28 protein-coding genes are annotated in these 25,011 nt (G+C 64.0%); 9 read left to right on the top strand and 19 right to left on the bottom strand.

The genetic code is table 11. From position 1 onward, the window contains the following. The first annotated feature begins 44 nt into the window (after positions 1–44). Complete coding sequence (locus QTA58_RS03465; RefSeq protein WP_289671735.1) at positions 45–728, top strand: winged helix-turn-helix domain-containing protein; 684 nt, start codon at positions 45–47, stop codon at positions 726–728. Here the strand turns inward: QTA58_RS03465 and QTA58_RS03470 are convergent. The 3 genes from QTA58_RS03470 to QTA58_RS03480 form a co-directional block, all read right to left on the bottom strand. Further along, positions 679–1,152 carry a DUF1284 domain-containing protein gene (locus QTA58_RS03470; RefSeq protein ID WP_289671736.1) on the bottom strand — a complete coding sequence of 158 codons (474 nt, stop codon included), beginning with the start codon at positions 1,150–1,152 and terminating at the stop codon, positions 679–681. The two genes, QTA58_RS03465 and QTA58_RS03470, sit on opposite strands and share 50 nt — an antisense overlap. Next, positions 1,152–1,739 (bottom strand): biotin transporter BioY, encoded by a 588-nt coding sequence (locus QTA58_RS03475; protein ID WP_289671737.1) that lies wholly within the window; start codon positions 1,737–1,739, stop codon positions 1,152–1,154. The genes QTA58_RS03470 and QTA58_RS03475 overlap by 1 nt, the downstream gene beginning before the upstream one ends. A gap of 194 nt (positions 1,740–1,933) precedes the next feature. Then, positions 1,934–2,602 carry a GntR family transcriptional regulator gene (locus tag QTA58_RS03480; protein WP_289671738.1) on the bottom strand — a complete coding sequence of 223 codons (669 nt, stop codon included), beginning with the start codon at positions 2,600–2,602 and terminating at the stop codon, positions 1,934–1,936. A gap of 139 nt (positions 2,603–2,741) precedes the next feature. On the opposite strand from QTA58_RS03480, the gene QTA58_RS03485 reads away from it, so the two are divergent. Beyond that, positions 2,742–3,431, top strand: a complete 690-nt coding sequence (locus QTA58_RS03485; protein WP_085422585.1) for an HAD family hydrolase — start codon at positions 2,742–2,744, stop codon at positions 3,429–3,431. Here QTA58_RS03485 and QTA58_RS03490 read toward each other — a convergent pair whose 3' ends face one another. After that, positions 3,432–3,986: a PilZ domain-containing protein gene (locus QTA58_RS03490; RefSeq protein ID WP_085422584.1), complete on the bottom strand. Its 555-nt coding sequence runs from the start codon at positions 3,984–3,986 to the stop codon at positions 3,432–3,434. 126 nt (positions 3,987–4,112) lie between these two features. On the opposite strand from QTA58_RS03490, the gene thrC reads away from it, so the two are divergent. The 4 genes from thrC (at position 4,113) to QTA58_RS03510 (ending at position 10,382) form a co-directional block, all read left to right on the top strand. Continuing rightward, positions 4,113–5,513: a threonine synthase gene (thrC, locus tag QTA58_RS03495; protein WP_289671739.1), complete on the top strand. Its 1,401-nt coding sequence runs from the start codon at positions 4,113–4,115 to the stop codon at positions 5,511–5,513. 30 nt (positions 5,514–5,543) lie between these two features. Beyond that, a complete protein-coding gene (locus tag QTA58_RS03500; RefSeq protein WP_085422583.1) occupies positions 5,544–6,842 on the top strand; it encodes a pitrilysin family protein in 1,299 nt (432 codons plus the stop codon). A gap of 19 nt (positions 6,843–6,861) precedes the next feature. Further along, a complete protein-coding gene (locus tag QTA58_RS03505) occupies positions 6,862–7,473 on the top strand; it encodes a GNAT family protein (protein WP_085422582.1) in 612 nt (203 codons plus the stop codon). Positions 7,474–7,544: 71 nt separating this feature from the next. Continuing rightward, positions 7,545–10,382 carry an EAL domain-containing protein gene (locus tag QTA58_RS03510; RefSeq protein ID WP_289672996.1) on the top strand — a complete coding sequence of 946 codons (2,838 nt, stop codon included), beginning with the start codon at positions 7,545–7,547 and terminating at the stop codon, positions 10,380–10,382. A 324-nt stretch (positions 10,383–10,706) separates the two neighbouring features. Here the strand turns inward: QTA58_RS03510 and QTA58_RS03515 are convergent, their stop codons facing one another. Next, the gene (locus QTA58_RS03515) at positions 10,707–11,411 is read right to left on the bottom strand and encodes a helix-turn-helix domain-containing protein (RefSeq protein WP_289671740.1); all 705 of its coding nucleotides are present in this window, start codon (positions 11,409–11,411) and stop codon (positions 10,707–10,709) included. Between the two features lie 216 nt (positions 11,412–11,627). On the opposite strand from QTA58_RS03515, the gene QTA58_RS03520 reads away from it, so the two are divergent. Beyond that, entirely contained in the window at positions 11,628–12,782 is a 1,155-nt protein-coding gene (locus QTA58_RS03520) for an acyl-CoA dehydrogenase family protein (RefSeq protein ID WP_289671741.1), read from the top strand. A gap of 270 nt (positions 12,783–13,052) precedes the next feature. On the opposite strand, the gene QTA58_RS03525 is transcribed toward QTA58_RS03520, so the two are convergent. The 3 genes from QTA58_RS03525 to QTA58_RS03535 form a co-directional block, all read right to left on the bottom strand. Continuing rightward, positions 13,053–14,117 (bottom strand): putative zinc-binding metallopeptidase, encoded by a 1,065-nt coding sequence (locus QTA58_RS03525; protein WP_289671742.1) that lies wholly within the window; start codon positions 14,115–14,117, stop codon positions 13,053–13,055. An 89-nt stretch (positions 14,118–14,206) separates the two neighbouring features. Beyond that, positions 14,207–14,398, bottom strand: a complete 192-nt coding sequence (locus QTA58_RS03530; RefSeq protein ID WP_085422578.1) for a CsbD family protein — start codon at positions 14,396–14,398, stop codon at positions 14,207–14,209. A gap of 92 nt (positions 14,399–14,490) precedes the next feature. After that, positions 14,491–15,096, bottom strand: coding sequence for a YqgE/AlgH family protein (locus QTA58_RS03535; RefSeq protein WP_085422577.1), 606 nt, complete (start codon positions 15,094–15,096; stop codon positions 14,491–14,493). Positions 15,097–15,260: 164 nt separating this feature from the next. Between QTA58_RS03535 and QTA58_RS03540 the strand changes: the two genes are divergently transcribed. Together QTA58_RS03540 and QTA58_RS03545 are read left to right on the top strand one after the other, a co-directional pair. Next, positions 15,261–16,118 carry a protein-disulfide reductase DsbD domain-containing protein gene (locus QTA58_RS03540; RefSeq protein ID WP_289671743.1) on the top strand — a complete coding sequence of 286 codons (858 nt, stop codon included), beginning with the start codon at positions 15,261–15,263 and terminating at the stop codon, positions 16,116–16,118. A 162-nt stretch (positions 16,119–16,280) separates the two neighbouring features. Further along, positions 16,281–16,766, top strand: coding sequence for a peroxiredoxin (locus QTA58_RS03545; protein ID WP_085422575.1), 486 nt, complete (start codon positions 16,281–16,283; stop codon positions 16,764–16,766). Between the two features lie 63 nt (positions 16,767–16,829). Here the strand turns inward: QTA58_RS03545 and QTA58_RS03550 are convergent, their stop codons facing one another. The 11 genes from QTA58_RS03550 to QTA58_RS03600 form a co-directional block, all read right to left on the bottom strand. Continuing rightward, positions 16,830–17,138: a Dabb family protein gene (locus tag QTA58_RS03550; protein ID WP_289671744.1), complete on the bottom strand. Its 309-nt coding sequence runs from the start codon at positions 17,136–17,138 to the stop codon at positions 16,830–16,832. 66 nt (positions 17,139–17,204) lie between these two features. Continuing rightward, positions 17,205–18,014 (bottom strand): endonuclease/exonuclease/phosphatase family protein, encoded by an 810-nt coding sequence (locus QTA58_RS03555; protein ID WP_289671745.1) that lies wholly within the window; start codon positions 18,012–18,014, stop codon positions 17,205–17,207. A gap of 3 nt (positions 18,015–18,017) precedes the next feature. Further along, a complete protein-coding gene (locus QTA58_RS03560) occupies positions 18,018–18,746 on the bottom strand; it encodes a class I SAM-dependent methyltransferase (protein WP_289671746.1) in 729 nt (242 codons plus the stop codon). 28 nt (positions 18,747–18,774) lie between these two features. Then, positions 18,775–19,215, bottom strand: coding sequence for a ribonuclease HI (gene rnhA / locus QTA58_RS03565; RefSeq protein ID WP_289671747.1), 441 nt, complete (start codon positions 19,213–19,215; stop codon positions 18,775–18,777). Then, positions 19,212–20,177: a homoserine kinase gene (locus tag QTA58_RS03570; protein WP_289671748.1), complete on the bottom strand. Its 966-nt coding sequence runs from the start codon at positions 20,175–20,177 to the stop codon at positions 19,212–19,214. Before QTA58_RS03570 ends, rnhA begins: the two co-directional genes overlap by 4 nt. 240 nt (positions 20,178–20,417) lie before the next feature. Then, positions 20,418–21,431 (bottom strand): 4-hydroxy-3-methylbut-2-enyl diphosphate reductase, encoded by a 1,014-nt coding sequence (gene ispH, locus QTA58_RS03575; RefSeq protein ID WP_289671749.1) that lies wholly within the window; start codon positions 21,429–21,431, stop codon positions 20,418–20,420. A gap of 70 nt (positions 21,432–21,501) precedes the next feature. Next, on the bottom strand, positions 21,502–22,284 hold the full coding sequence (locus QTA58_RS03580) for an SURF1 family protein (protein WP_289671750.1): 783 nt from the start codon (positions 22,282–22,284) through the stop codon (positions 21,502–21,504). 69 nt (positions 22,285–22,353) lie between these two features. Then, positions 22,354–23,229 (bottom strand): cytochrome c oxidase subunit 3, encoded by an 876-nt coding sequence (locus QTA58_RS03585; RefSeq protein ID WP_085422568.1) that lies wholly within the window; start codon positions 23,227–23,229, stop codon positions 22,354–22,356. A gap of 50 nt (positions 23,230–23,279) precedes the next feature. Then, a complete protein-coding gene (locus tag QTA58_RS03590; RefSeq protein WP_289671751.1) occupies positions 23,280–23,897 on the bottom strand; it encodes a cytochrome c oxidase assembly protein in 618 nt (205 codons plus the stop codon). 10 nt (positions 23,898–23,907) lie between these two features. Then, the gene (locus QTA58_RS03595; RefSeq protein WP_200814116.1) at positions 23,908–24,048 is read right to left on the bottom strand and encodes a hypothetical protein; all 141 of its coding nucleotides are present in this window, start codon (positions 24,046–24,048) and stop codon (positions 23,908–23,910) included. Further along, entirely contained in the window at positions 24,045–25,001 is a 957-nt protein-coding gene (locus tag QTA58_RS03600; RefSeq protein WP_289671752.1) for a heme o synthase, read from the bottom strand. The genes QTA58_RS03595 and QTA58_RS03600 overlap by 4 nt, the downstream gene beginning before the upstream one ends. Between the last annotated feature and the right edge of the window lie 10 nt (positions 25,002–25,011).

Consider the following 25,011-nt stretch of genomic DNA (forward strand, 5'->3'; position numbering starts at 1 on the left):
TTTGCCATGTTGCCGAACGAGAATGCTTCGGTTAGGATCGAAGTATGAAGGAAGGTCCAGACATTGCCCGCATCGGAACGCTGATCGGCGACCCCGCCCGAGCCAACATGCTGACCGCGCTGATGGGCGGCCAGGCGCTGACGGCGACCGAACTCGCCCAGGCGGCCGGCGTGACGCTGCAGACCGCGAGCTCGCATCTCTCCAAACTCGAAGACGGCGGCATGATCGCCCAGCGCAAGCAGGGCCGGCACCGATATTTCACGCTTGCGGACACCGCGGCCGGAGCGCTGCTCGAAGGCATCATGGGGTTTGCCGCAAGCCGCGGGCATCTGCGCCATCGGCCGGGGCCGAAGGATCCGGCGCTGCGCAAGGCGCGGGTCTGCTACGATCACCTCGCCGGCGACTACGGGGTAAGGATGCTCGACAGTTTCGTCGCACGCGGCGCGATCGAGACCGATGGCGAGAACCTGGCGATGACGGAGGAAGGCCGTACCGAACTCGGCAAGCTCGGCATCGATGTCGCATCGCTTGCCTCCAGCCGCCGGCCGCTCTGCAAATCCTGCCTCGACTGGAGCGAGCGGCGCTCGCATCTCGCCGGCACGCTCGGCAAGGCGCTGCTGTCGCATTTCCTCGAAAAGGGCTGGGCGAGGCGCAGCGGCGAAAGCCGCGCCGTGCTCTTCACGCCCGAGGGCGAGCGGAAATTCCTGGCGCTGTTTCCGGCGGATTGAGCTCTCTTCTCCCTACCAGAGCGCCCTGATATCCCGCTCCCGCGATACGGTCGCAAAGGCTCTCCCATTCGCAGCCGGTGCAGGCGTGGCGCGTGATGCCGAGGGAAAAGGCGCGGCGCAACCTCCTGAACAGCGCCGGATCGGAAGCGATCACCGAGCCCACCTCCAGCCTGCGTGCGAGCAGGCGGGCGATATCGGCCAGCGCCGCCGCGTCGCGGCCCATCACCGAGGCCCCGAAACAATGCGCATCCTCATCCGACAGGAGCGGAGCGCATATATCGTCCGGCCCGGAGACGATCTCGATCGGCTCGCCGGCGGAAAGCCGGCCGGCGAGCCGGCGATAATTGGCGACGAAGGCCGGACTGTAGCCTTCGCCGACAAAGGTCAGCATGCAGAGAAGATGATGCGGACGCAGCCTCACCATCACCCCGCCGCGGCGCTCCGGCGGGAAGCGATCGCGGCGAGAACCGCCGCCGCGAGGCCCGATTTCAGCGCCGCGCCGAGGATGAAGGGAGCAACGCCGGCCCAGAACGCCTTGTCGGCGCCGATCAATGCCGCAAGCCAGGCCCAGCCGAGCGCAAGGCACAGAAGGTTGGCAACCAGATGCGCCGAGAAGCTGGCGACGACGCGCCGCCCGGTCCAGCCACGTTCGGCAAGCCAGCCGGCCAGAGCCGCCATGACCGGGAATGATGCGAGATATCCCGCCGTCGGACCGGCGAAGGGCGCCAGGCCACCCGAACCGTTGGCGAGGACCGGAGCGCCCAGCATAGCTTCGCCGAGCCACACCAGGACCGTCAGGGCGCCGAGCCGCCAGCCGTAAAGCACGCCGATCATCGTCACGGCGAAGGTCTGCATGGTGATCGGCACCGGAACCATCGGCACGGCGATCTGCGAGGCGATCGCCAGCGCCAGCGTGCCGGCCAGCACGAAGACGGCGAGAGCGAGCGGCGAGCGGGCGGAAAGGCGCAGAGGATCGAAACGGCCTGCGGCCATCTGCTGAGGCAAGGACATGAAGTCTCCTTCCAAATTATAGATAATTTTGATTCACGATCTATATGTGAGCGGAGTTTTGATCGAAAGGCAAGTGTCAATCAAAGGGAAAGTGGCGACAAGCGGGCGGAAATCTTCGCCCGAAAGCCAAGACAAGAAGCGGGAAGGCCTTCCTTCGAAAGCCGTCCGAAAATTATCTATAATTTCTGGAATTCTCAGCCGACGATGGCGAATGTTTCGCGTGCGGGGCCGTTTTTGGCCGGCTGCGGGCCGCGGCCGATCCATTGCACATGCTTCTGGAGGATGGCGGCGGCCTCCTCCGTCCTGCCCTGGCGCAGCGCCGCGAGGATGGCGCGGTGGTCGTGGTCGGTGCGCTTTTCCCAGCCGGATTGCCAGGCGGAGAAAAGGAAGCGGGCGCTTGCGGCATGCAGATCGTCGATCGAGGCGAGCAGACGGTTCATGCCGCAGGGCGTCAGGATGAGGCGATGGAAACGGCGGTTCGCCTCCTCCCATGCAAAGACGTCGGCTGCGGCGTCGCCTTCGCGGGTCGCCTCTTCGGCGGCGTCGAGGATCGCCGGCGTCAGGTGGCGAGCGGCATGGCGAAGGGCCAGTACTTCCAGCGCGGCACGCATTTCCGCCACTTCGCGCACCTCGGCGAGATCGAACGAGGCGACACGCACGCCGCGGCGGGGTTCGCCGATCGCCAGGCCCTGCGCCTCCAGCCGACGGAAGGCCTCGCGCACCGGCACGTGGCTCGTGCGGAACTCCTCGGCGATATGATCCTGGCGAAGACGCGCGCCGGGGGCGAGCTCGCCGCGCACGATGCGATCGGCAAGCACGCGGCTGATGCGGCTGGCGATGGTGTCTTCCGGCTCCTTGCCCATGCATGTTCCTTAGAGGGGGCTTTCCGGCTTGTCGAGAGCCGCCCGCTCGGCTTAATCCTGCCATGCAGGAGTATCGATTGAGATTTCAGGCCCGGTCGGATAAAAGGCCCGCCTCACTTCCTACATAAGGCATTCCATCATGAGCGGTTTCGACCTCATCATTTTCGACTGCGACGGCGTGCTCGTCGATTCCGAAATCATCGCGGCACAGGTCGAATCGAGACTGCTCACCGAAGCCGGTTATCCGATCAGCGTCGAGGAAATGGGCGAACGGTTCGCCGGCATGACCTGGAAGAACATCCTGCTGGCCGTGGAGAAGGAAGCCAACATCCCGCTCTCCGCCTCGCTGCTGGACAAATCGGAAAAGCTGCTCGACGCGCGCCTTGCCCGCGACGTGAAGATCATCGACGGCGTGAAATTCGCGCTCGCCCGCCTCACCACGCAGCGCTGCGTCTGCTCCAATTCGAGCAGCCACCGGCTCGACATGATGCTGGAGAAAGTCGGGCTGAAACCCTATTTCGCGCCGCATATCTATTCGGCGAAGGATCTCGGCCCCGACCGCGTGAAGCCGAAGCCGGATATCTTCCTGCATGCCGCCCAGCAGTTCAAGGTTTCTCCGGACAAGGTCCTGGTGATCGAGGATTCCGTTCACGGCATCCATGGCGCCAGGGCCGCCGGCATGCGCGTCGTCGGCTTCACCGGCGCATCGCACACCTATCCGAGCCATGCGGACCGGCTGACCGATGCCGGCGCCGAAACGGTGATCTCCCGGATGATGGACCTGCCGGCGGTGATCGCCGCACTCAGCGAATGGACCGGCGCGTTCTGATCAGCTCCGGCGGGCCGGCTTCTTCGCCGGGCCGGTGTCGAAGCCGAGGCGCACGCGGGTGAAGCGCGAGGCGCCGCCCTGTGCGTTGGGGATCTGCACGTCCGGCTTGTTGAAGATGAATTGCGTGCCGCCGGCCGGGATTTCGACCGGGAAAGCCACCTTCTGCGAATAGATGACTTTGTCGCCGTCGATCACCTCGACCAGGATCGGCAGGGTGACCTGTCCCGGCGTGCCGGCAGGCCCCTGGACGATACGGCCCTGGGCGACGACGTTGATCGTCAGGGTCGTCTCGTTGGCGGTGCACTGGCGCGTCACGTCGCCGAAAGAAGCCTGATAAAGCAGCTTTTCCGGATTGTCCTGGCCGCCGCGGGCATAGGCGCGGTGGATGGCATCCTGCTCCAGCATCACCACTTGCGGGCAATAGGCCTGCACGACGGGAGTCACGGGCTGCTGAGCCTGGGCCGTCAGGCCTTCCGTGGGGGATGAGGAATTGCAGCCTGCGAGAACTGCCACGAACGATACTGCCGAAAACCCACGCGAAATCTTGCCAAACACCGTACTCTACCCTCTTCCATCCCGTTCACGGGCCACGTTCTTGGCGAACCGGAGCATCATATTCCGGTCTTTCACCGCCCATTTTCCTGGTCTATATCAGCGGCGCGAATAAAAATCGATTGGGGATTGAAGGTCGTGGACTACATTTCTACCCGGGGCGAAGCACCGTCCCTCCGCTTCCGGGATGCCATGCTCGCCGGACTTGCACGCGACGGCGGGCTTTACGTGCCGCGCGAATGGCCGCGGCTAACGAAACGGGAAATACGCGCGCTGCGCGGCAAGTCCTATCAGGAAATCGCCTTCGAGGTCCTCAAGCATTTCGTCGACGGCGAAATCCCCGACGACAAGTTCAAGGCGATGATCGAGGAGGCCTATGCGACCTTCCGGCACCCGGCGGTCGTGCCGCTCGTCCAGACGGGTCCCAACGATTTCGTGCTCGAACTCTTCCACGGCACGACGCTCGCCTTCAAGGACGTGGCGATGCAGCTTCTCGCCCGGCTGATGGACTACGTTCTCGCCGAACGCGGCGAGCGCGCCACCATCGTCGGAGCCACGTCGGGCGATACCGGCGGGGCGGCGATCGACGCCTTTGCCGGGCGCGAACGCACCGACATCTTCATCCTTTTCCCGCACGGCAAGGTCTCGCCGGTGCAGCAGCGGCAGATGACGACATCCGCCGCCAAGAACGTGCACGCGCTGGCGATCAAGGGCAATTTCGACGACTGCCAGAACCTCGTCAAGGAGATGTTCAACGACGTCGCCTTCCGCGACCGGCTGAAGCTTTCCGGCGTCAACTCGATCAACTGGGCCCGCATCATGGCGCAGGTGGTCTATTATTTCACGGCAGCCGTTTCACTCGGCGGCCCCGACCGGAAAATCTCCTTCACCGTGCCGACGGGCAATTTCGGCGACATCTTCGCAGGTTACGTCGCCAAGAAGATGGGTCTGCCGATCGACCGGCTGGTGATTGCCACGAACGACAACGACATTCTCGCCCGCACGCTGAAGAGCGGCCGCTACGAGATGCGCGGCGTGAAGGCGACCACTTCGCCTTCGATGGATATCCAGATATCGTCCAATTTCGAGCGGCTGCTGTTCGAATCCTACGGCCGCGATGCCGCTGCCGTACGCTCGTCCATGGCGGGGCTGAAACAGTCCGGCGCCTTCGAAATCCAGCCGGACGCACTGAAGGCCATAAAGCGGGAGTTCCGTGCCGGCCGCGCCACGGAGCGCCAGGTGGCCGCCACCATCCGCGAGACGCTTGCCGAAACCGGTTACCTCATCGACCCGCATACGGCGACCGGCGTTTTCGTCGCGAAGAAGAACGCCCGGGCCTCAAGCCCGATGGTGACGCTCGCCACCGCGCATCCGGCGAAATTCCCGGCCGCGGTAAAATCCGCTTGCGGAATTGATCCGGCCCTTCCATCATGGCTCGCTGATCTCATGGAAAGGGAGGAGCGCTTCGATATCTTGGAGCCTGAGCTTAAGGCCGTCGAAATCTTCATCGGCCAGCATGCCCGCGCTTGAAGCCATCGGCCGCGCCGGAAAGACGTAAAGATGAATGTAGAACTCACCCGGCTCCCCTCCGGGCTGACAGTCGTCACCGAGACCATGCCCCATCTGGAGAGCGTCGCGCTGGGTGTCTGGATCAAGTCCGGATCGCGTAACGAGACCGAAGACGAGCACGGGATCGCCCACCTCCTCGAGCACATGGCCTTCAAGGGCACGAGCCGGCGCAGCGCCCGCGACATCGCCGAGGAAATCGAGAATGTGGGAGGCGAGCTCAACGCCGCCACCTCCACCGAAACGACCTCCTACTACGCCCGCGTGCTCAAGGACCATGTGCCGCTCGCGGTCGACATCCTCGCCGACATCCTGACGGAATCGGAATTCGACGAGGAAGAGCTCCGGCGCGAAAAGCACGTGATCCTGCAGGAAATCGGCGCGGCGAACGATACGCCGGACGACGTGATCTTCGATAAATTCTCCGAAGCCGCCTTCCGCGGCCAGACGATCGGCAGACCGATCCTCGGCACCCCGGACACGGTGAAAAGCTTCACGCCCGCCCAGATCCGCAACTATCTCTCGCGCAACTATACGACCGACCGGATGTTCGTCGTGGCCGCCGGCGCGGTCGATCACGCCGCGTTCTGCAAGCAGGTGGAGGAGCGCTTCGCCAAGCTGCCCCGCACTCCGAGCGCACCGCCCGTCTTCGACGCGGCACGCTATATCGGCGGCGACGTTCGCGAAGACCGTGATCTCATGGACGCGCAGGTCCTGCTCGGTTTCGAGGGCAAGGCCTATCACATGCGCGACTTCTACTGTTCGCAGATCCTTGCGAACATTCTGGGCGGAGGCATGTCGTCGCGCCTCTTCCAGGAAGTGCGCGAGCATCGCGGCCTCTGCTATTCGGTCTACGCCTTCCACTGGGGCTTTTCCGACACCGGCATTTTCGGCATCCATGCCGCGACGAACGGAGACGAGCTTCCGAACCTCGTCCCGGTCGTCATCGACGAGCTTCGCAAGGCCTCCGAATCGATCGAGCAGCAGGAAATCGACCGGGCCCGGGCGCAGATCCGCGCCCAGCTCCTGATGGGGCAGGAAAGCCCCGCGGCACGCGCCGGCCAGATCGCCCGGCAGATGATGCTTTACGGACGGCCGATCCCGAACCCGGAAATGATGGAGCGGCTGGCCGGCATCACCACGGAGCGCCTCACCGATCTTGCCGGACGGCTGTTTTTCGATACAGTTCCGACATTGTCCGCCGTCGGGCCGATCGAACAGCTCGCACCGATGGCCGAGATCACCGCGGCGCTTTCGACGCCGGGATTTGAGACCAAGAAGGCTGCCGGCTGAATTCCGGCTGGAGCATGGGATGACGAAGTCGGTGTTTCGGTTCCTGTCACGACAGCCGGACACACCAGAGCTTTTCGGCGAGAACCATCTGCTTCGGCTGCCGCGCTATTCCGATTACCGGCAGTGGTATAGGCTGCGTTCGGAAAGCCGCACCTTCCTGCAGCCCTGGGAGCCGACCTGGCGGGCCGACGAATTGACGGAGGCCTCGTTCCGCTCCCGGGTCGTGCGCAGCGGACAGGAATACGCCTCCGGGCTTGCCGTGCCGCTTCTTCTCTTCAGCCGCCGGGACAACGTGCTGCTCGGCGGGCTCACCATCGGCTACATCCGCCGGGGCGCGGCGCAAAGCTGCATGATCGGATATTGGATGGGCGAAAGACATGCCGGCCAAGGCCATATGTTGGCCGCATTACAGGTGGCTATCCCATATATCTATGGCGGACTTCAGTTGCACCGGATCGAGGCAGCTTGTATTCCGGAAAACTGGAAAAGTGTCCGGCTTCTCGAAAAAGCCGGCTTCGAGCGGGAAGGTCTTTTGCGGAAATATCTGAAAATCAACGGCGAATGGCGCGACCATCTGATGTTCTCCCGGTTGCCGGAAGACGGTGAATTCGGGAAGATGTCGAGACCATGAGCGCCCGGATTCTGCGTTTTCCGCCGTTGACGCGCTGGCTTCCGGCGCTTCTCGCCATCGTCGCCGCCGTGATGGTCCTCACCGCCGCACAGGCCGCAGGCGCCGCCGAGCCGGTGAAGATATCGCGCGACGACACCGCGCTCGACCTCACCAAGACGACCGAGATCTACACCAATCAGGGCGAGGCCTTTCAGGTCTCGACGGCCGCCGCCGCCGACGGCATCCGCCGCCGCATCGAGGTGCGCGCGAGCTCCCCCCGCCACCAGGGCGACTGGGCGGTCTTCGCGCTCGCCAACGTCTCCGAGGAACAGCTCGAACGGGTGATTGTCGCGCCGCATTTCCGCCTCGCGAATTCCAAGATGTTCTGGCCGGACCTCGGCTCGCAGCGCATCATCTCGATCACGCCCTCGGAAGGTTTTGCGCTCGACCGGGTGCCGAGCCCCGACGCCGACGTCTTCCGCATCACGCTGAACCCCGGTTCGACCATCACTTTCGTCGCCGAACTCGCCACCCCGCAGCTTCCGCAGATCTACCTTTGGCAGCCGGACGCCTACAAGGACACGGTCAACTCCTTCACGCTCTACCGCGGCATCGTGCTCGGCATCGCGGGCCTGCTCGCGGTCTTCCTGACCATCCTCTTCGTGGTGAAGGGCACGTCCATGCTGCCGGCGGCGGCGGCGCTCGCCTGGGCGGTGCTCGCCTATATCTGCGTCGATTTCGGCTTCCTCGACAAGCTAATCACCGTCACGTCCAGCGACCAGCGCATCTGGCGAGCGGGCGCGGAGGTGGCGCTCGCCTCCTCGCTCGTCATCTTCCTCTTCACCTATCTCAACCTCAACCGCTGGCACGTGCATCTCGGATACGCGACGCTCGCCTGGATCGTCGGCCTCGTGCTGCTCGGCGGCGTGGCGATCTACGACCCGTCCGTGGCCGCAGGCATCGCCCGCCTCTCCTTCGCGCTCACCGGCTCCGTCGGCATCCTGCTGATCATCTATCTCGGCTTCAACCGTTACGACCGGGCGATCCTGCTCGTGCCGACCTGGGCGCTGATCCTCGTCTGGCTGTTCGGCGGCTGGCTGACGGTGACCGGCAGGCTCGACAACGACATCATCCAGCCGGCGCTCGGCGGCGGGCTCGTGCTGATCGTGCTCCTGATCGGCTTCACGGTCATGCAGCATGCCTTTGCCGGCGGCGCCTACCAGCAGGGCCTGTTCTCGGATCTCGAACGGCAGTCGCTGGCACTGACGGGCAGCGGCGACACCGTCTGGGACTGGGACGTGGCGCGCGACCGGGTCGTCACCACGCCCGATATCTCGACCCGCCTTGGCCTGGACGCAGGCGCGATGCACGGGCCGGTCCGCAACTGGGTGCCGCGGCTCCACCCGGACGATCGCGACCGGTTCCGCGCCACGCTCGACGTGCTACTCGAACACCGCCGGGGACGGCTGAACCACGAATTCCGCATCCGCGCCGAGGACGGCCATTTCCACTGGCTGCAGATCCGCGCCCGGCCGGTTCTCGGTTCGAACGGCGAAATCATCCGCTGCGTCGGCACGATCATCGACGTGACGGAACAGAAGAACTCCGTCGAACGCCTGCTGCAGGATGCGCTGCACGACAACCTCACCGGGCTGCCGAACCGCCAGGTCTTTCTCGACCGCCTGCAATCGGTGCTGACGCTGGCGCCCGGCGGCGACACCGTGCGGCCGACCGTCATGGCGATCGACCTCGACCGCTACAAGCAGGTCAACGACGCGCTGGGGATTGCCGCAGGCGACAATATCCTGATCGCGCTGACCCGGCGGCTGCGCCGTCTCCTGAAGCCGCAGGACACGCTGGCGCGGCTTTCCGGCGACGAATTCGGCCTGATCCTGGTTTCCGAGCGCGATCCCGCCAAGGTGGCGGATTTCGCCGATGCGGTCTCCAAGGCGATCATGGTGCCGATCAACTTCGCCAATCGCGAGATCATCCTGACCGCCTCGATCGGGCTTGCCTCCTGGGTCGACCAGCAGGAAAGCGCAGCCGGCATGCTCGCCGATGCGGAGCTCGCCATGTACCGGGCCAAGCGCGCCGGCGGCAACCGCGTCGAGCCTTTCCGCCCGGCCTTCCGTTCCGGCGGCACCGACCGATTGCAGATCGAGACGGATCTTCGCCGGGCGATCGAACGCAAGGAGCTTTCGCTCGCCTACCAGCCGATCATCCGGCTGAAGGACGGCGAGATCGCCGGCTTCGAGGCGCTGATGCGCTGGGACCATCCGAAACGCGGCAGCATTCCGCCGTCGGAATTCATTCCGGTCGCGGAGATGTCGGACCTGATCGGCCCGCTCGGCCTCTTCGCGATGGACCGCGCCGCTTCCGACCTGATGACCTGGCAGCACCAGACGGGCGACCTGCCGATCTTCGTTTCGGTCAACCTGTCGAGCGCGCAGCTCCTCAACGCCGATCTCTACAACGACGTCCGGGCGCTCATCCAGAAGACCCAGGTCAACCCGAGCCAGCTCAAGCTGGAGCTCACCGAGTCCCTGATGATGGAGAACCCGGAACAGGCCCGCCTCGTGCTCGCCAAGCTAAAGGAGACGGGGCTCAGCCTCGCGCTCGACGACTTCGGCACCGGCTATTCCTCGCTCGCCTATCTCACGCAATTCCCCTTCGACACGATCAAGCTCGACAAGGCGCTGGTGAGGGACGCGACGGAAAAGCGCGCCGTCCTGCTGCGATCGGTGATCGCCATGGCCCGCGCGCTCGACATGGACGTGGTGGCGGAAGGGGTGGAGACGGACGAGGACGCCGCCGAACTCGCCAAGATGGGCTGCCATTTCGGCCAGAGCTACCTCTTCGGCCCGCCCGCCGCAGCCGACGCGGTTTTGAGGCTGCTGAAGGAACGTTTTCCGCTGACGAAACGGGCGTAGCTACGACCTGAACTGGGAAAAGACCTGCGGCATCCGATCTCCCCCGAGGGCGGGACAATCGCATATGAGGAACCGAGCAGGTTCGGCTTGCGCCCTCTTCTCCCCAGCGGGGAGAAGTGCCGAGCAAAGCGAGGCGATGAGGGGGTGCACACGCGGCAGGCGCATTGCCCGATGGTGGCTTCGCCCCCCTCATCCGCCCTACGGGCACCTTCTCCCCGCTGGGGAGAAGGGGAGAGCCGCTGCCGCCTCATCAGCATCAGCATATTGCTGGGAGGAAAGTGGGACGGTACGCCCGGGGTCTGGAGCTTCGGAGCCATCCGGCAGTTACGCCGCCTTTCCTCTCCTCGGCTGTTCCCGGGCGAAGGGGCTGAGGCCCAGCCATTGCTGCATGGAGCTTGCCATGTCCGTATCGCCGTCCAGTTCCAGCCGGCCCGCATCCATCTCGGCCCGGACGGTTGCAATCCCCATCCAGATCGCCGTCATCGTGCGGAGCGGAGACGTCACGTAGAGATCGATCTCGAAACCGGGATCCGTCGAGCAGATGTCGACGTCCCGCCCGTCGATGACGAGCCAGTAGCGCTGCTGCGCCGGCGCTTGCTCCGGATAATAAAAGAGGACCGTGCAGCGCCGGGTGGGCAGCGGTACCGGGTCGAGATGACGGCGCATGTCCCACATCAGCAGCGATGGATCGAGCTTCTGGAGAGAGTGCTGGGTTTCGACCCAGTGCTGTCCCCAGAAACCGAGCGTCATGACTACCTCGCGCAGCTCCTCGCCGGCCGGCGTCAGGTGATATTCGGTGGCGCCGTCAGGCGCCCTGCGGTTCTCGATGATGCCGGCCTGCACCAGTTCCTTCAGCCGCTTCGAGAGCAGTGTCGGGGACATGCGGGGCACGCCGCGGCGCAGGTCGTTGAAGCGGCGGCTGCCGCACAGAAGTTCCCGAAGCACCAATGGCGTCCAGCGCGTGCAGAAAACCTCGGCCGCCATCGCGACCGGGCAGAACTGGCCGTAACTTCCGGTCATTTCCGTCATGGAAAAACCCTCCGCGCCAATATCCGAAGTAGAATAAGCCCGTTCTTTGGAAGCACCAAGACCATTTTCCTGCACCATTGATTGTATTGGCGATTTTCATCTCATCCAATGGCAGGAAACCGGATCGGCCGATGGCGGTACATTTCCTGTACTTGCGGCTCTTTGGTCACCGGCGAACAATCGGTCCATTCTCAACAACAGGAGGAGGATCAGAACATGATTGCAACAACCGAAATTTCGCCCCGGGATACGGTTCACGCGGAGCCCGTCGGCATTGCCCGCTCGCTGGGGCCGAGCTTTGCCGCGCGCGCCGCGGCGGCGGACGACAGCGACGCCTTCGTCGCCGAAAACTACCGCGACCTGCGCGAAGCCGGCCTGGTGGAGGCAGGCGTACCGGCCGATCTCGGCGGCGGCGGTGCCGAGATCGCGGAACTCTGCGCCATGATCAAGGAACTCGCCCACCATTGCGGTTCGACGGCGCTCGCCTTTTCCATGCATACGCATCAGGTGGCGATCCCCGCCTGGCGCTGGACGCATCAGAAGGCCGAGCCGGTGGTCCCGCTTCTGAAGCGCGTCGCCGCGGAGCGGATCATTCTTCTGTCCAGCGGCGGTTCTGACTGGATCGAAGGTTCGGGCAAGGCCGAGAAGGTCGAGGGCGGCTACCGGATCACGGCACGCAAGATCTTCACGTCCGGCTCGCCCATGGGCGATGTCCTGATGACGGGCGCGGTTTTCGACGGCGACGACGGACCGAAGGTCCTGCATTTCGGCCTGCCGATGAAATCGCCGCATATCAAAGTCCTCGACACCTGGAGGACGATGGGCATGCGCGGCACGGGCTCGAACGACGTGATGGTCGAGGGGCATGTGGTTCCGGAAGAAGCGGTTGCCCTGAAGCGCAATCAGGGCGAATGGCACATGCTCTTCCACATCATCTCGATGATCGCCTTCCCAGTGATCTACTCCGCCTATCTGGGCGTGGCGGAAAGCGCCCGCGACATCGCCGTCGAACTCGCCAGGAAACGCAAGCCGGATGCGCATGTCATCGCGCTCGCAGGGCGGATGGATACGGAACTGAGGGCCGCGCAATATGCGCATGCCGCGATGATCGCCGCAGCCGAACGGGGCGAACCCGGCCCCGCCACCACCAACGAGATCATGATCGGCCGTTCGCTGGTGGCGCGCCACGCGATCGCCGCAACCGAGCTTGCGATGGAAACGGCCGGCGGCGGCGCCTTTTTCCGGGACAAGGGCCTCGAACGGCGGTTCCGCGACGTGCAGGGCGCGCGCTACCACCCCATGAGGACCGGCGCACAGCAGGAATTCGCCGGCCGCACGGCTCTGGGGCTCGATACGGTGAAAACCTTCTGACGGAAGGAAACGAAATCAAGGCGGCCTTCACGTCACAACCAGAAGAAGGTGTCAGAGGTACGAAAGCATTTCCGGAAATATGAACATGCATATTTCCAGTTGACGAAATCGTGAACATACCCCTTAATTCTCACGGGGTTTTGAATGCGCCCCTTTAGGGTCTGAGCCTACGGGATGCACCTGCGAATTTCATCGGCCACGATCCTAGAATGACTGGCCCGCCTTTTGATCCACCAAAAGGCGGGCCGATTTTTTGCCGGCCGCCGGTGATCAACCCCGGCTATGAACAAGCCGGTGGATGAACTCCAGCTTGCCGACCACCGCCGGTGTCAGGATGAAGGGGTAGAGGTCCGGCACGCCCATGGACCTGTGCAGGCTGTTGAGCGCCACGCTGAACGGGATCCAGGCTGAGACGAGCTGCCCGGCGCCCTGGGCGTGATAGGGATTGAAGGCGACTTCGACCGACAGTTCCTCATGCTGCTGCGGCTCGATCGACATGCCGTAGGAACGGGCCGTTTCCAGCGTATCGACGATATGGAGGTAATGCGCGAAGCATTCGGCGAAATCCTCCCAAGGGTGCGTGCTCGCATAGGTGCTGATGAAGGTTTCCTGCCAGCCGGGCGGCGGGCCCTGTTCGTAATTGCGCTGCAGCGCCTCGCCGTAATCGGCCGTCTCGTCGCCGAAGACGGCACGGAACTCATCGAGCCTCCCCCCGTCGCGCACGAGCTTGTCCCACATGTAATGGCCCGTCTCGTGGCGGAAGTGGCCGAGCATGGTGCGATACGGCTCGTTCATCATGACCCGCACCTGCTCGCGGGTCGCGTCGTCGGCTTCGGCCGCGCGGATCGCGATCAACCCGTCCTCGTGGCCGGTCATGGCCGGCACCACGGTGCCGTCCGGCTGCACTTCGTCGACCAGGAAATCGAAGACCAGGCCGCCTTCCGGATCCTGCTCGCGGGTGGTGCACGGCAGGTTCCAGCGGAGCAGCGAATAGAAGAGGTGCCGCTGCGCCTGGCTGATGCGGCGCCACTGGTTGAGGCCGACCTCTGTGGAAGCGTCCGGGACCAGCCGGTTATGCCGGCAGGCCGGGCAGAAGACATTCGGATCGTCCGTCGGGACCGTCCAGTTGCAGATGTCCATGGCTGCATTGGCGCAGAGCCGCACCTTGTATCCCGGCTCCGCGACGGGATGCCAGGTCCCCTCACCCTCGTCTTCGGCGAGCGCGTGCATGGCGAGCCTCTCCGGCACGAAAGCCAGCCGATGGCCGCAATTGACGCAGGACCGGTTGTCGAAATGGATGGTTTGGCCGCAGTGATCGCATTCATAGAGGCGCATGGAGGAACCGGGTTCTTGAAGCGGATACAGAAAACCTGCTCCGGGCGAGAACCGGAACAGGTTTCGACTTACGAGCCTCGGACAGACCGTTACATGCGGTCCACGACGTTCTTGGCGGCGTCCTTGACCTTGCCCTTGGCCTGCTGGGCATGGCCCTTGGCTTCCTGGGCGTTGCCTTTTGCCTTCAGCTTCGGGTTATCGGTCATGTCGCCTGCGGCCTGCTTGATCTTGCCGGACACTTCGTTGGCCTTGCCGGCCATCTTGTCGCTGGTGCTGCCCATGATCTTTTCTCCTTCGACAGGGGACCCCATTGTCCCGACCAAAGAAGAACGCGAGGCCCTGCGGCTTCGTTCCGATATTTTCAAATTCAAAATCATGCATGGCCGGCTTCGCTCGACAGCATTTCCGGGCTGACGCCCATCAGCGCCAGTGCCCGTTCGTATTTGCCTTCCACCGTGCGGTCGAAGATCAGCTCGTCATTGGCCGGGCAATTCAGCCAGCCGTTGCCGGATATCTCCAGCTCGAGCTGACCCGGCCCCCAGCCGGCGTAACCGAGCAGCATGGTCGCCCGCGCGGGACCCCGGCCGTCGCAGATCGCGCGGATGATATCGAGCGTCGCGGTCAGGGAGATCTCGTCGCTGACGGGGATCGAGGACTCGCTCGAAAAATCGTCGGAATGCAGCACGAAGCCGCGGCCGGTCTCGACCGGTCCTCCCGAGAGGATCGGGAAATCACGGGTATCACCGGGCAGCATGATCGCGTCCGCCTGGTCCATAAGCTTCAGATGCAGGAGGACGTCGGTGAAGGAGATCGGCTGCGGCCGGTTGATGATGAAGCCCATGGCGCCCGCCTGAGAATGGGCGCAGACATAGACGACCGTGCGCGTGAAATTGCTGTCCTGCATGCCGGGCATGGCGATCAGGAACTGGCCGTCCAGGAAACCCCGTTCGCACTTGTCCCTCAAGGTCGAGAAAACCATCACGCCTCCAGCCTGCCTTCCGGCCCGAACCCCGGACAGGAGAGGCTTCGATCTGTCATTGAAGCAAGATGGGGCAGTCCGCCCCATCAATCAACCGAAAATGATCGGCTTTGGCCAGCTTACGACTAGTCCACGCCGGCCAGATCGGTTAAACGCTTGGGCCCATGAAGATAAATTCAGTCCGCAGCCTCCCGGCCCGCGCGCTTGGTGCGCTCGTCGCCTGTGTTACCGCGGGTACGATCCTGGGCAGTCCGGCGGTCGGCCGGGCGGAAACCACGCCCTGGGCCACCACCGAGGGCGGCCGCATGCGGATCGTGGCCCTGCCGCCGGAACCCGACGGAACGGTGCGCGGCGCGCTGCAGATCGAACCCCGGCCCGGCTGGATCACCTATTGGAAGGAACCGGGCGATGCCGGCATTCCGCCGCAAATGGTGTTTTCCAAGGCGGGCGGCGCGACGCTCTCCCATGTTTCCTATCCCGTGCCGAAGCGCATCGCCAACGGCAAGCTGAACGACATCGGCTACGATCATCCGGTGGCCCTGCCCTTCGAACTGAAGGTGGAAGATCCCGGCAAGCCGCTGAACCTCGGCGCTTCCGCCTTCGTCGGCCTCTGCCGCAATATCTGCATTCCGTTCCAGGCGGAGTTCTCGCTGGCGCTCGCACCGGTCAAGGGCACGCCCGTGGAAGAGGCGATGATCATCAATCAGGCCGCCTCGAAACTGCCGGAAGCGCCTTCGGACGACTTCGCCGTCACCCATTATGCGATGACGCAGGGCCGCGAAACCCTGAACCTGAAGCTGAAGCTGCCGGAAGAGACCGCCGCGCCGCCGCAGGTGATCGTCACGGGTCCGCAGGGCCATGTGCTCTTCGACGGCGCCAACGGGCATCAGGACGGCGACAGCTACTCGCTCGACATGCCGGTCGGGAAACTTCCCAAGAACTACGACATCAAGGGCAAGCGCTGGGGAATCCTGGTGATCGCCGGAAACCGCGCCATGGAAACCTCGCTCGCCTTCGAGTGAAGGGCGAGTAAGCCGGAACGGATGGCCGGCCGGCTTCAACAATTGGTGTCCTCCGGTGCGCCGGTATTGCCCTTGCCATCGGTCGAGCCGGGTCTATAGTGCGCCGCGACCGGCGGGCCGGAGGTATGGACCCGCAAAATCCCGACACAGAGGAGAATTCCCATGACCATAGCCGTCGGCGACAAACTGCCCGCAGCCAAGTTCAAGGAAAAGACCGCAGACGGGCCGGTGGAGATCACCACCGACCAGCTCTTCGACGGCAAGAAGGTCGTCCTTTTCGCCGTGCCGGGCGCCTTCACGCCCACCTGCACGCTGAACCACCTGCCGGGCTATCTCGAAAACCGGGATGCGATCCTCGCCAAAGGCGTCGACGACATCGCCGTCGTGGCCGTCAACGACTGGCACGTCATGGGCGCCTGGGCGCAGCAGACGGGCGGCACCGGCAAGATCCACTTCCTCGCCGACTGGGACGGCGCCTTCACCAAGGCGCTCGGCCTCGAGCTCGACCTCTCGGCCGGAGGCCTGGGCGTCCGTTCCAAGCGCTATTCCATGCTGGTCGAAGACGGTGTGGTGAAGTCTCTCAATATCGAAGAAAGCCCCGGCCAGGCGACCGTTTCGGGTGCCGCCACGATGCTGGAACAGCTCTGAACGATATCCGCATCTTCCCCGGAAGGGCGCCCGGAGGCGCCCTTTTTCGTCGGGAGCCTTTCGTCAGACGGCAAGGTCGAAGACCATCAGCCCCGACAGCCCGCCATCCGTGGAGGCGAGAATGCGTTCGCCGACGGCGATATGCTCGGGATGGACGAGATAGGCGTCGCGCGCCTCCGGGCTTTCGAATGTCACGATGAAGCCGTCCAGAAAGCCGCCGTTCAACCCTTCCGGCGATGTATTCGGACCGTACTTGACGTCGAGAATGCCGGGGGTCACGTTTTTCAGCGCGGCGACCGCATCATAGATCGCCTGCTTGTCGGCCGCTTGAAGGGCCGCCTTGAACCGAACGAAGACGCAATGCAGGATCATTGAGCGGACCTCCCGGATTTTCGTTTGCGGCAGAATAGTGGCTGACGCGGCGAGCGCAACCGCCCGTCAGGCGATTTCCAGAAGAAGCGCCCGGTGGTCGGAAACCTCGGGCTCCGCCACCACGTCGAATTTCCCGACCTTCACTTCGGGCGTCACCAGGAGATAATCCGCGTAACGCCCCTCCTTGGGATACCAGGAGGTGCGGGTATCGGTGAAGCCGCGCGTAGTGACGAGGTCGGCGAGTTCCAGTTCTCCCAGAACCGCAAAGGTCTCGCTATCCGGCAGGAGGTTGAAATCGCCGCAGACGACGAGCCCCTCGCCTCTCCGCCGGACCTTCTCGACGAGCGCGACAAGCGCATGCGCCTGGGCGAGCCTCGCGGGCGTATCGCCCTTGCCGGCGAGATCGCGCAGGCCGTGCATCTGCACGATCGTCACAGCCGAGCCGGCGTCTGGACGGAAGATGCGGAAGCCATGGGCATTGCGGGGACGCGGATGTTCGCCGAAACCGGAGACCGGAAAGTCGCCGTGGATGAAGCCCTGCGCCTGGCCGATGACCGGCAGGCCCTGCCGGACGAAGGTCGCAAGCCCCCATTCGGACGTCACTTCGCGATCGCCCTCATGGAGCGGGCCGCGCGCGGCCGGGGCGAAAAAGGCATGATGGTCAGGCAGGATCGCCGCCACGTCCTCCAGCAGGCTGGCGCGCTGCGGCAGCTCGAAATCGCCGTCGCGAAAGGCCAGCCAGCCGCCGTCATGTCCCGCGACATGGGTGACTTCCTGCAGGCAGAGCACATCTGGATCGGCCTCCCTGAGGTACCGCATCAGCGGCTCGTGGACGCGGCCACCCCAGGCATTGAGGGAGATGAGGCGCAGGGTCATGAATTAGCGCTCCGCGGAAACCATGAGGATCATCGGCCGGTCCATTTCCTCCGCAAGATCGGGATTGGCGGCAATCTGCTCTTCCGAGGGACGCCATTCGACGACGCGGCGGATAGTGAAGCCATCGTCGATCAGCGTATTCAGCGTCGTGCCGACGGTGCGGTGATATTTGAGGACGCCCTTGGCGAGCCAATCGGTGGTGCGCCTTCCCTCGACCGAATAGCCATCCACCGGCCAGAATCTCCTGCCGGCCTCATCCGTACGCCAGCCCGGATTGGCGGACGCCATGTAGATCGGGTGCTCGATGGTGAAGACGAATTTGCCGCCGGGAACCAGCGCCGCATGCACCTGCCGCACCAGCCGGCCGAAATCCTCCAGATAATGGAAGGCGAGCGAGCTGTAGGCGAGGTCGAAAGCGGCCTGCGGCAGTTCGACACGTTCCAGGTCGGCGATATCGTAGGCGATTGCCGGGTGGGCATTCTCTGCCTTCGCCCGGGCGATCATCTTCTCGGAAAGATCGAGGCCGAGCACGGATGCCGCCCCTTTCTCCGCGGCAAAGCGCGAGAACCAGCCGAAACCGCAGCCGAGATCGACCACGCGCTTCTGCTTCAAATCCGGCAAAAGCGACCGGATCACCGGCCATTCCGCAGCACCGGCAAGGCCGTGTACGGATCGGCCGAGCCGGCTGTAGCCTTCGAAAAACTCCGGCGTGTCGTAGATGTTCTGCGCCATGGTTCCTTCCCGGTCGTCCCCTACCGGCCTACTTCTTCTTGAACGGCGCCATGCCGAGCCGGGCGAGCTCGTCGGCCCGCTCGTTTTCCGGATGGCCGGCATGGCCCTTGATCCAGTGCAGGGTCACCTTGTGCTTGTTACGGGCTTCCTCAAGCTGCTGCCAGAGCTCGGCATTCTTGACCGGCTTCTTGTCGGATGTCTTCCAGCCGTTTTTCTTCCAGCCGAAAATCCATTTGGAAATACCGTCCTTCACATAGGCGCTGTCAGTGTATAGATCGACCTCGCAGGGCGTCTTCAACGCATTCAAGGCCTGGATCGCGGCCATCAGCTCCATGCGGTTGTTGGTCGTTTCGGCCTCGCCGCCGAACATTTCCTTTTCCGCCTCGCCATAACGCAGGATGGCGCCCCAGCCGCCCGGGCCGGGATTGCCGGAGCAGGCACCGTCGGTGAAAATCTCCACGTGCTTCATGCGGCGAGCCCGTATTCGGCGGCGGAAGAAATCTGCCGGTGGAAGCGCAGCTTCTTCAGGTATTCGAGCGGGTCCTTCTTGACCACCAGCGCGCCCGCCGGCGTCGTCAGCCAGTCGTAGAGGCGGGTCAGGAAGAAGCGTAGCGCCGAACCGCGCGAGAGCACCGGAAGTGCGGCGATCTCTCCATCCGAAAGCGGCCGGACGCTGCCGTAACCTTCCAGCATCGCCATGCCCTTGGTGAGGTTGTAGGCGCCGTCCTTCTCGAAGCACCAGGCGTTCAGGCAGATGGAGACGTCGTAGGCCAGCAGGTCGTTGCAGGCGAAGTAGAAGTCGATCAGGCCGGAAAGCTCGTCGCCCAGGAAGAAGACATTGTCCTGGAAGAGGTCGGCATGGATGACGCCGGCCGGCAGGTCCTTCGGCCAGTGGGCGGCGAGAAAGGCCAGCTCGGAGGAAATCTCCTCCTGCAGACCCTTTTCGACTTCGTCGGCGCGATCGGCGGATTTCGCCCAGAGCACCTTCCAGCCTTCGAGCGACAAGGCATTGGGACGGGTCAGTTCAAATCCCTCGCCCGCAAGATGCATCTCAGCCAGCGCCTTGCCCACCTCGCGGCAGTGCTTCGCTTCCGGCTTTCGCAGCCACATGCCTTCGAGGAAGGAAATCAGCGCCGCAGGGCGGCCGGAAAGCTCGCCGAGCAGCTGGCCGTCACGGCGCGGCAAAGGCAGTGGGCAGGACAGGCCGCGGGCCGAAAGGTGCTGCATCAGGCCCAGGAAGAACGGCAGGTCGGCCTTCTCCACCCGCTTTTCGTAAAGCGTCAGGATCAATGGATCGCGCGTCGTGTGCAGCAGGAAATTCGAATTCTCGACGCCCTCGGCAATGCCCTTGTACGAGGTCAGCGCACCGACATCGTATTCGGTCAGGAAACGCTTCAGGTCGTCTTCGGTGATGTCGGTATAAACGGCCAAGGTGGTCTCACAGTCCGTGGGTGGGCAGAATCGTTTGAGAGGGATTGTACCCCCCTCTGCCCTGCCGGGCATCTCCCCCACAAGGGGGGAGATCACAAACGGCACGACCGTCATTCCCGAAAAAATGTCGCGGAGCGCAATGCGTCAGCAAGGGACTATCGAGCAGGCGCCCATCCGATCTCCCCCCTTGTGGGGGAGATGCCCGGCAGGGCAGAGGGGGGTGTTCCGGCGCCCACGCCTTCACGCCCGCACCCCGTTGACCCAGGCCATGTCCTCGACGGTCAGCGGCACTCCGCGCAATTCGCGGTTGACGAGGAAATTCTCGGTCTCCTCGGCGGTGACGGCGAGTTCGATCTCCGCCTCGAAACGTGCCTTGAAGGCCGCGATGATCTCGTCGACGATGACTTCCGGAGCGGATGCCCCGGCGGAGAGGCCGAGCGTGCGGATGTCGCCGATCTCGTTCCAGTCCAGTTCCGCGGCGCGCTGCACCAGCATGGAGCGCCTGGCCCCGGCCCGCAGGGCCACCTCGACCAGCCGCTTGGAATTCGACGAATTCGGAGCGCCGACGACGATGAAGAGATCGCAGCCGGGTGCGGCTTCCTTCACCGCCTCCTGGCGGTTGGTGGTGGCATAGCAGATGCTGTCGGCGGCGGGCGCCGAAAGGTTTGGAAAACGCTCCGTCAGCCGCGCGATCACGCCGGCGGTGTCGTCGACCGAGAGCGTCGTCTGGGTGACGTAGCCGAGATTGTCCGGATCGGCCGGCTCGTATCCGTCCGCGTCCTCGACCGTCTCGATCAGCGACACGGTGCCGGGAGGAAGCTGGCCCATCGTGCCGATCACTTCCGGATGGCCGGCATGGCCGATGAGGACGACATGGCGGCCGAGCCGCTGGTGGCGCATGGCCTGCTTGTGGACCTTGGAGACCAGCGGGCAGGTCGCGTCGAGATAGAAGAGATTGCGGGCCTGGGCATCCTCCGGCACCGATTTCGGAACGCCGTGGGCGGAAAAGACGACCGGCTGCTCCCGGTGCTCGGCGGGAATCTCGTCGAGCTCCTCGACGAAGATCGCGCCCTTGGCCTCCAGCCCCTCGACCACATAGCGATTGTGGACGATCTCGTGGCGGACATAGACCGGCGCGCCATAGGCCTTCAGTGCCAGCACGACGATCTGGATCGCCCTGTCGACGCCGGCGCAGAACCCGCGCGGACCGCAGAGGCGGATCGTCAGAGGAGGCTTTTTCACCTGGATGTTCATTCCGGTCCCATGGTCGTTGCTCGCGCTCCATATAGGCGAGCCGATCCGACCGCGCCAAGGAAAATGTTGCTCACTGTCCGGGAGAAGCCGAACGACGCCGCAGCCAGACGCCTGCGACCACGGCAATCAGCGCCGCGGCGAGCCCGTACCAGGTGACGGCGTATTGCAGGTGGCTGTTCGGCAAGTCGAACTGCGTCACGCCGCCCTTCGGCCAGCCGCCGGGATTGGTCACCGACGCATCCGCATCCACGAAGAAGGGCACGACCTTCGAAGCGTCGAGCCCGGCGCTCGATGCCATGGCGTCGAGGTCCTTCCAGTAGAAGATGTTCTTGGCGAGATCGTTATCCGGCACGAGGAAGGACGGCTTTTCTCCGAGCCGCGCGCGGGCATAGCCGGTAACGGTCTGCTCGCCCGGTATCTCTCCCGCCGCGCGCGTCGCCGGATCCTTCATCTCATAGGGTACGAAACCGCGGTTGAGGAGGAGGATGCGGCCGTCGCCAAGCACCATCGGCGTGTAGACGTAGTAGCCGGTCCGCCCCTCGAAGGTGGCGAAGAAATGCCGCTCCCTGGAATGATCGAAGACACCGGTCACCGAGACCCGCCGGTATTCGATATCGCCGCCGGATCTTGCCATCGCCTCTATCTCGGAGAGTGCAACGGGCTCCGCCGCCCGGCGTTCGGCGATATCGGCAAGCAGGCCCTCCTTCCAATGCAGCCGCTGAACCTGCCAGGTGCCGAGCGAGATCAGGATCGCCAGCGCCGCCAGCACGGCGGCCGCGGTCGCGATCGTCCGGCCCCTGCCGCGGGCGGGCCTGTCGGGCGTTTCGGTTTCGGCAGAGACTTTGATCGCCATCGGAAATTCCAGTCCTCAAAAAGCAGAAGGGCGGCTTTCGCCGCCCTCCCCGAATTCCTGCTTCCCGGATCAATGGGCGAGCGGCGCGCCCCAGCCACCCCAGATATAGATGGCGAAGAAGAGGAAGAGCCAGACCACGTCGACAAAGTGCCAGTACCAGGCGGCAGCCTCGAAGCCGAAATGCTTGGCGGGGGTGAAGCCGCCGTTGATGGCGCGCAGCAGGCAGACCGCCAGGAAGATCGTGCCGACCAGGACGTGGAAGCCGTGGAAACCGGTCGCCATGAAGAAGGTCGCGCCGTAGATCGAGTTCGAGAATTCGAACGGCGCATGGATGTATTCGTAGGCCTGCACGCAGGAGAACAGGATGCCGAGGGCAACCGTCAGCGCCAGACCGGTGATGAGGCCCTTGCGGTCGTTGTGCAGCAGCGCATGGTGAGCCCAGGTGACGCAGGTGCCGGACAAGAGAAGAATGACGGTGTTGTAGAGCGGCAGATGCCACGGATCGAGGACCTCGACGCCCTTCGGCGGCCACTGGCCGCCCAGGAATTCGGTGCGGGTCGCCTGGATCGCCTCGTTGGCGTAAAGGCTCGCATCAAAAAAGGCCCAGAACCAGGCGACGAAGAACATCACCTCCGACGCGATGAACATGATCATGCCGTAGCGCAGATGCAGCGACACGACGCGGGTATGGGCGCCGGCACGGCCTTCCTTGATCGTGTCCGACCACCAGCCGATCATCGTGTAGATGATGATCGCAAGACCGATGTAGAAGAGCCACGGGGTGGCGAGATTTACCCCGAACATGCTGAACGCGCTGCCATGCAGATAGCGCATGTAGCCGACGCCGCCGAAGGTGATGACGAAAGCGCCAAGTGAAGCCAGGATCGGCCACGGGCTCGGATCGATGATGTGGTAGTCGTGATGTTTCTGATGCGCATCGGCCATGTCAGAATCCCCGGATGAATGCCTGCTTCGCCGGAACCCGGCGAACCCTCTTAAAGTTTTCCTGCCCCTGTCTTATCGCCTTCCGGCAGAGCTGCGACCGGCTTCGACGGCTCGCTCGGATAGAAGGTGTAGGACAGCGTGATCGTCTTGATGTTCCTGGTTTCTGCCGCCTTGGCGATCTCCGGATCCACGAAGAACACCACCGGCATGGTAACCGACTGGCCGGGCTGAAGCGTCTGCTCGGTGAAGCAGAAGCACTCGACCTTGTTGAAATAGGCGCCCGCTTCCATCGGCGTCACGTTGAAGACGGCCGTTCCGGTCGTCGCCTCCGGCGAACGGTTGGTCGCCGTGTACTCGACCTGCATGGTCTCGCCGATCTTCGGATTGACGGCCGTGGCGGGCTTGAACTCCCAGTTCAGGCCCGGCGAGATATTCGCATCGAACGTGACCTGGATGGTCTTGTCGAGAATCGTGTCGGAATACTGCTCGACGCGCTGCGTCGTGCCGTTATAGCCGGTGACCTGGCAAAACAGGCGGTAGAGCGGCACGGAAGCATAGGCCGCGCCAACCATGCCGGCGACGAAAACGGCGCAGCCGGCGAAAATCGCGCTGTTGCTGACCCGCTTTACCTGACCGTTCCGGACCTGCCCGTTTTGAACCTCCGTCATCGCTCCGCTCCTAGTTCCCGAGACCGCCGATTTTCACCAGCGTCATGATGTAGAAAAGAACCACAAGGCCGGCGAGAACCAGACCGAGCGCGATATTGCGGTTGCGGCGCGACTTTCTCTGCGCCTCACTGAGCTTGACGGTTTCGATCACAGCACACCTCCAACGAGGCCCGGCAGTCCTTCGAAAAGCCGGTCCGCCAGAAGAGCCGAGAAGATCGCGAAGAGATAGAAGACCGAATAGGCAAACATCTTCTTCGCCGGAACCATCTTTTCGTCGCCGTCGGGCATGCGCCGGACGGCGATGGAACAGATGATGAAGATCGCGCCGAGCACGGCGGCGAAGACGCCGTAGCCGAGGCCGACCAGGCCGGTCAGCATAGGTGCTACGGCAGTCACCGCCGTCAGGACGGCATAGACGACGATCTGGTTCTTGGTGGAGGCTTCGCCCGCCACATTGGGCATCATCGGCACGCCGACCGCGCCGTAATCGCGCATCTTGAAGAGCGCCAGCGCCCAGAAATGCGCCGGCGTCCACAGGAAGATGATCATGAAGAGCAGGATGCTGTCGAGCGACACGCCGCCCGTCACGCAGGCCCAGCCGATCATCGGCGGAAAGGCGCCGGAGGCCCCGCCGATGACGATGTTCTGGGGCGTCGAGCGCTTCAGCCACATCGTGTAGACGACGACATAGAAGAAGATGGTGAAGGCGAGCAGCCCGGCCGCGAACCAATTGACCGCGAGGCCGAGGATGACCACCGAGAAGACCGAGAGCGTCAGGCCGAAGGCCAGCGCTTCCTTCGGCAGGATGCGGCCGGCCGGGATGGGGCGCCTGGCGGTGCGGGTCATGACAGCGTCGATATCGGCGTCGTACCACATGTTGAGCGCGCCGGACGCGCCGGCACCCACCGCGATGCAGAGTACGGATATCACGCCGAGCACCGGATTGATCTCTCCGGGCGCCAGCATGAGGCCGGCAAACGCGGTGAAGACGACGAGGGACATCACCCGCGGCTTCAGGAGCTCGAAGAAATCGCGCGCGCTGGCTTCCGAGAGGCGCGTGCCTCCATCGGTGCCGAGAGCGTCGTGATTGTCGATAACCGTCATTGAACCGTCC

The sequence above is a fragment of the Neorhizobium sp. CSC1952 genome (genome assembly GCF_030378245.1).
GTDB classification, from domain to species: Bacteria; Pseudomonadota; Alphaproteobacteria; order Rhizobiales; family Rhizobiaceae; genus Neorhizobium; species Neorhizobium oryzae_A.

Excerpts from the sequence above, each read along its gene's own strand:
- ispH (WP_289671749.1), bottom strand. The coding sequence starts at position 21,431 with ATGAACATCCAGGTGAAAAAGCCTCCTCTGACGATCCGCCTCTGCGGT.
- QTA58_RS03470 (WP_289671736.1), bottom strand. The coding sequence starts at position 1,152 with ATGGTGAGGCTGCGTCCGCATCATCTTCTCTGCATGCTGACCTTTGTC.
- QTA58_RS03555 (WP_289671745.1), bottom strand. The coding sequence starts at position 18,014 with ATGACCCTGCGCCTCATCTCCCTCAATGCCTGGGGTGGCCGCGTCCAC.
- QTA58_RS03480 (WP_289671738.1), bottom strand. The coding sequence starts at position 2,602 with ATGGGCAAGGAGCCGGAAGACACCATCGCCAGCCGCATCAGCCGCGTG.
- QTA58_RS03525 (WP_289671742.1), bottom strand. The coding sequence starts at position 14,117 with ATGCGCCTCTATGAATGCGATCACTGCGGCCAAACCATCCATTTCGAC.
- QTA58_RS03545 (WP_085422575.1), top strand. The coding sequence starts at position 16,281 with ATGACCATAGCCGTCGGCGACAAACTGCCCGCAGCCAAGTTCAAGGAA.
- QTA58_RS03515 (WP_289671740.1), bottom strand. The coding sequence starts at position 11,411 with ATGACGGAAATGACCGGAAGTTACGGCCAGTTCTGCCCGGTCGCGATG.
- QTA58_RS03600 (WP_289671752.1), bottom strand. The coding sequence starts at position 25,001 with ATGACGGTTATCGACAATCACGACGCTCTCGGCACCGATGGAGGCACG.
- QTA58_RS03585 (WP_085422568.1), bottom strand. The coding sequence starts at position 23,229 with ATGGCCGATGCGCATCAGAAACATCACGACTACCACATCATCGATCCG.
- QTA58_RS03590 (WP_289671751.1), bottom strand. The coding sequence starts at position 23,897 with ATGACGGAGGTTCAAAACGGGCAGGTCCGGAACGGTCAGGTAAAGCGG.
- QTA58_RS03465 (WP_289671735.1), top strand. The coding sequence starts at position 45 with ATGAAGGAAGGTCCAGACATTGCCCGCATCGGAACGCTGATCGGCGAC.
- QTA58_RS03475 (WP_289671737.1), bottom strand. The coding sequence starts at position 1,739 with ATGTCCTTGCCTCAGCAGATGGCCGCAGGCCGTTTCGATCCTCTGCGC.
- QTA58_RS03530 (WP_085422578.1), bottom strand. The coding sequence starts at position 14,398 with ATGGGCAGCACCAGCGACAAGATGGCCGGCAAGGCCAACGAAGTGTCC.
- QTA58_RS03505 (WP_085422582.1), top strand. The coding sequence starts at position 6,862 with ATGACGAAGTCGGTGTTTCGGTTCCTGTCACGACAGCCGGACACACCA.
- QTA58_RS03560 (WP_289671746.1), bottom strand. The coding sequence starts at position 18,746 with ATGGCGCAGAACATCTACGACACGCCGGAGTTTTTCGAAGGCTACAGC.
- QTA58_RS03485 (WP_085422585.1), top strand. The coding sequence starts at position 2,742 with ATGAGCGGTTTCGACCTCATCATTTTCGACTGCGACGGCGTGCTCGTC.
- QTA58_RS03580 (WP_289671750.1), bottom strand. The coding sequence starts at position 22,284 with ATGGCGATCAAAGTCTCTGCCGAAACCGAAACGCCCGACAGGCCCGCC.
- QTA58_RS03520 (WP_289671741.1), top strand. The coding sequence starts at position 11,628 with ATGATTGCAACAACCGAAATTTCGCCCCGGGATACGGTTCACGCGGAG.
- QTA58_RS03550 (WP_289671744.1), bottom strand. The coding sequence starts at position 17,138 with ATGATCCTGCATTGCGTCTTCGTTCGGTTCAAGGCGGCCCTTCAAGCG.
- QTA58_RS03535 (WP_085422577.1), bottom strand. The coding sequence starts at position 15,096 with ATGGTTTTCTCGACCTTGAGGGACAAGTGCGAACGGGGTTTCCTGGAC.
- rnhA (WP_289671747.1), bottom strand. The coding sequence starts at position 19,215 with ATGAAGCACGTGGAGATTTTCACCGACGGTGCCTGCTCCGGCAATCCC.
- QTA58_RS03500 (WP_085422583.1), top strand. The coding sequence starts at position 5,544 with ATGAATGTAGAACTCACCCGGCTCCCCTCCGGGCTGACAGTCGTCACC.
- QTA58_RS03540 (WP_289671743.1), top strand. The coding sequence starts at position 15,261 with ATGAAGATAAATTCAGTCCGCAGCCTCCCGGCCCGCGCGCTTGGTGCG.
- QTA58_RS03510 (WP_289672996.1), top strand. The coding sequence starts at position 7,545 with ATGGTCCTCACCGCCGCACAGGCCGCAGGCGCCGCCGAGCCGGTGAAG.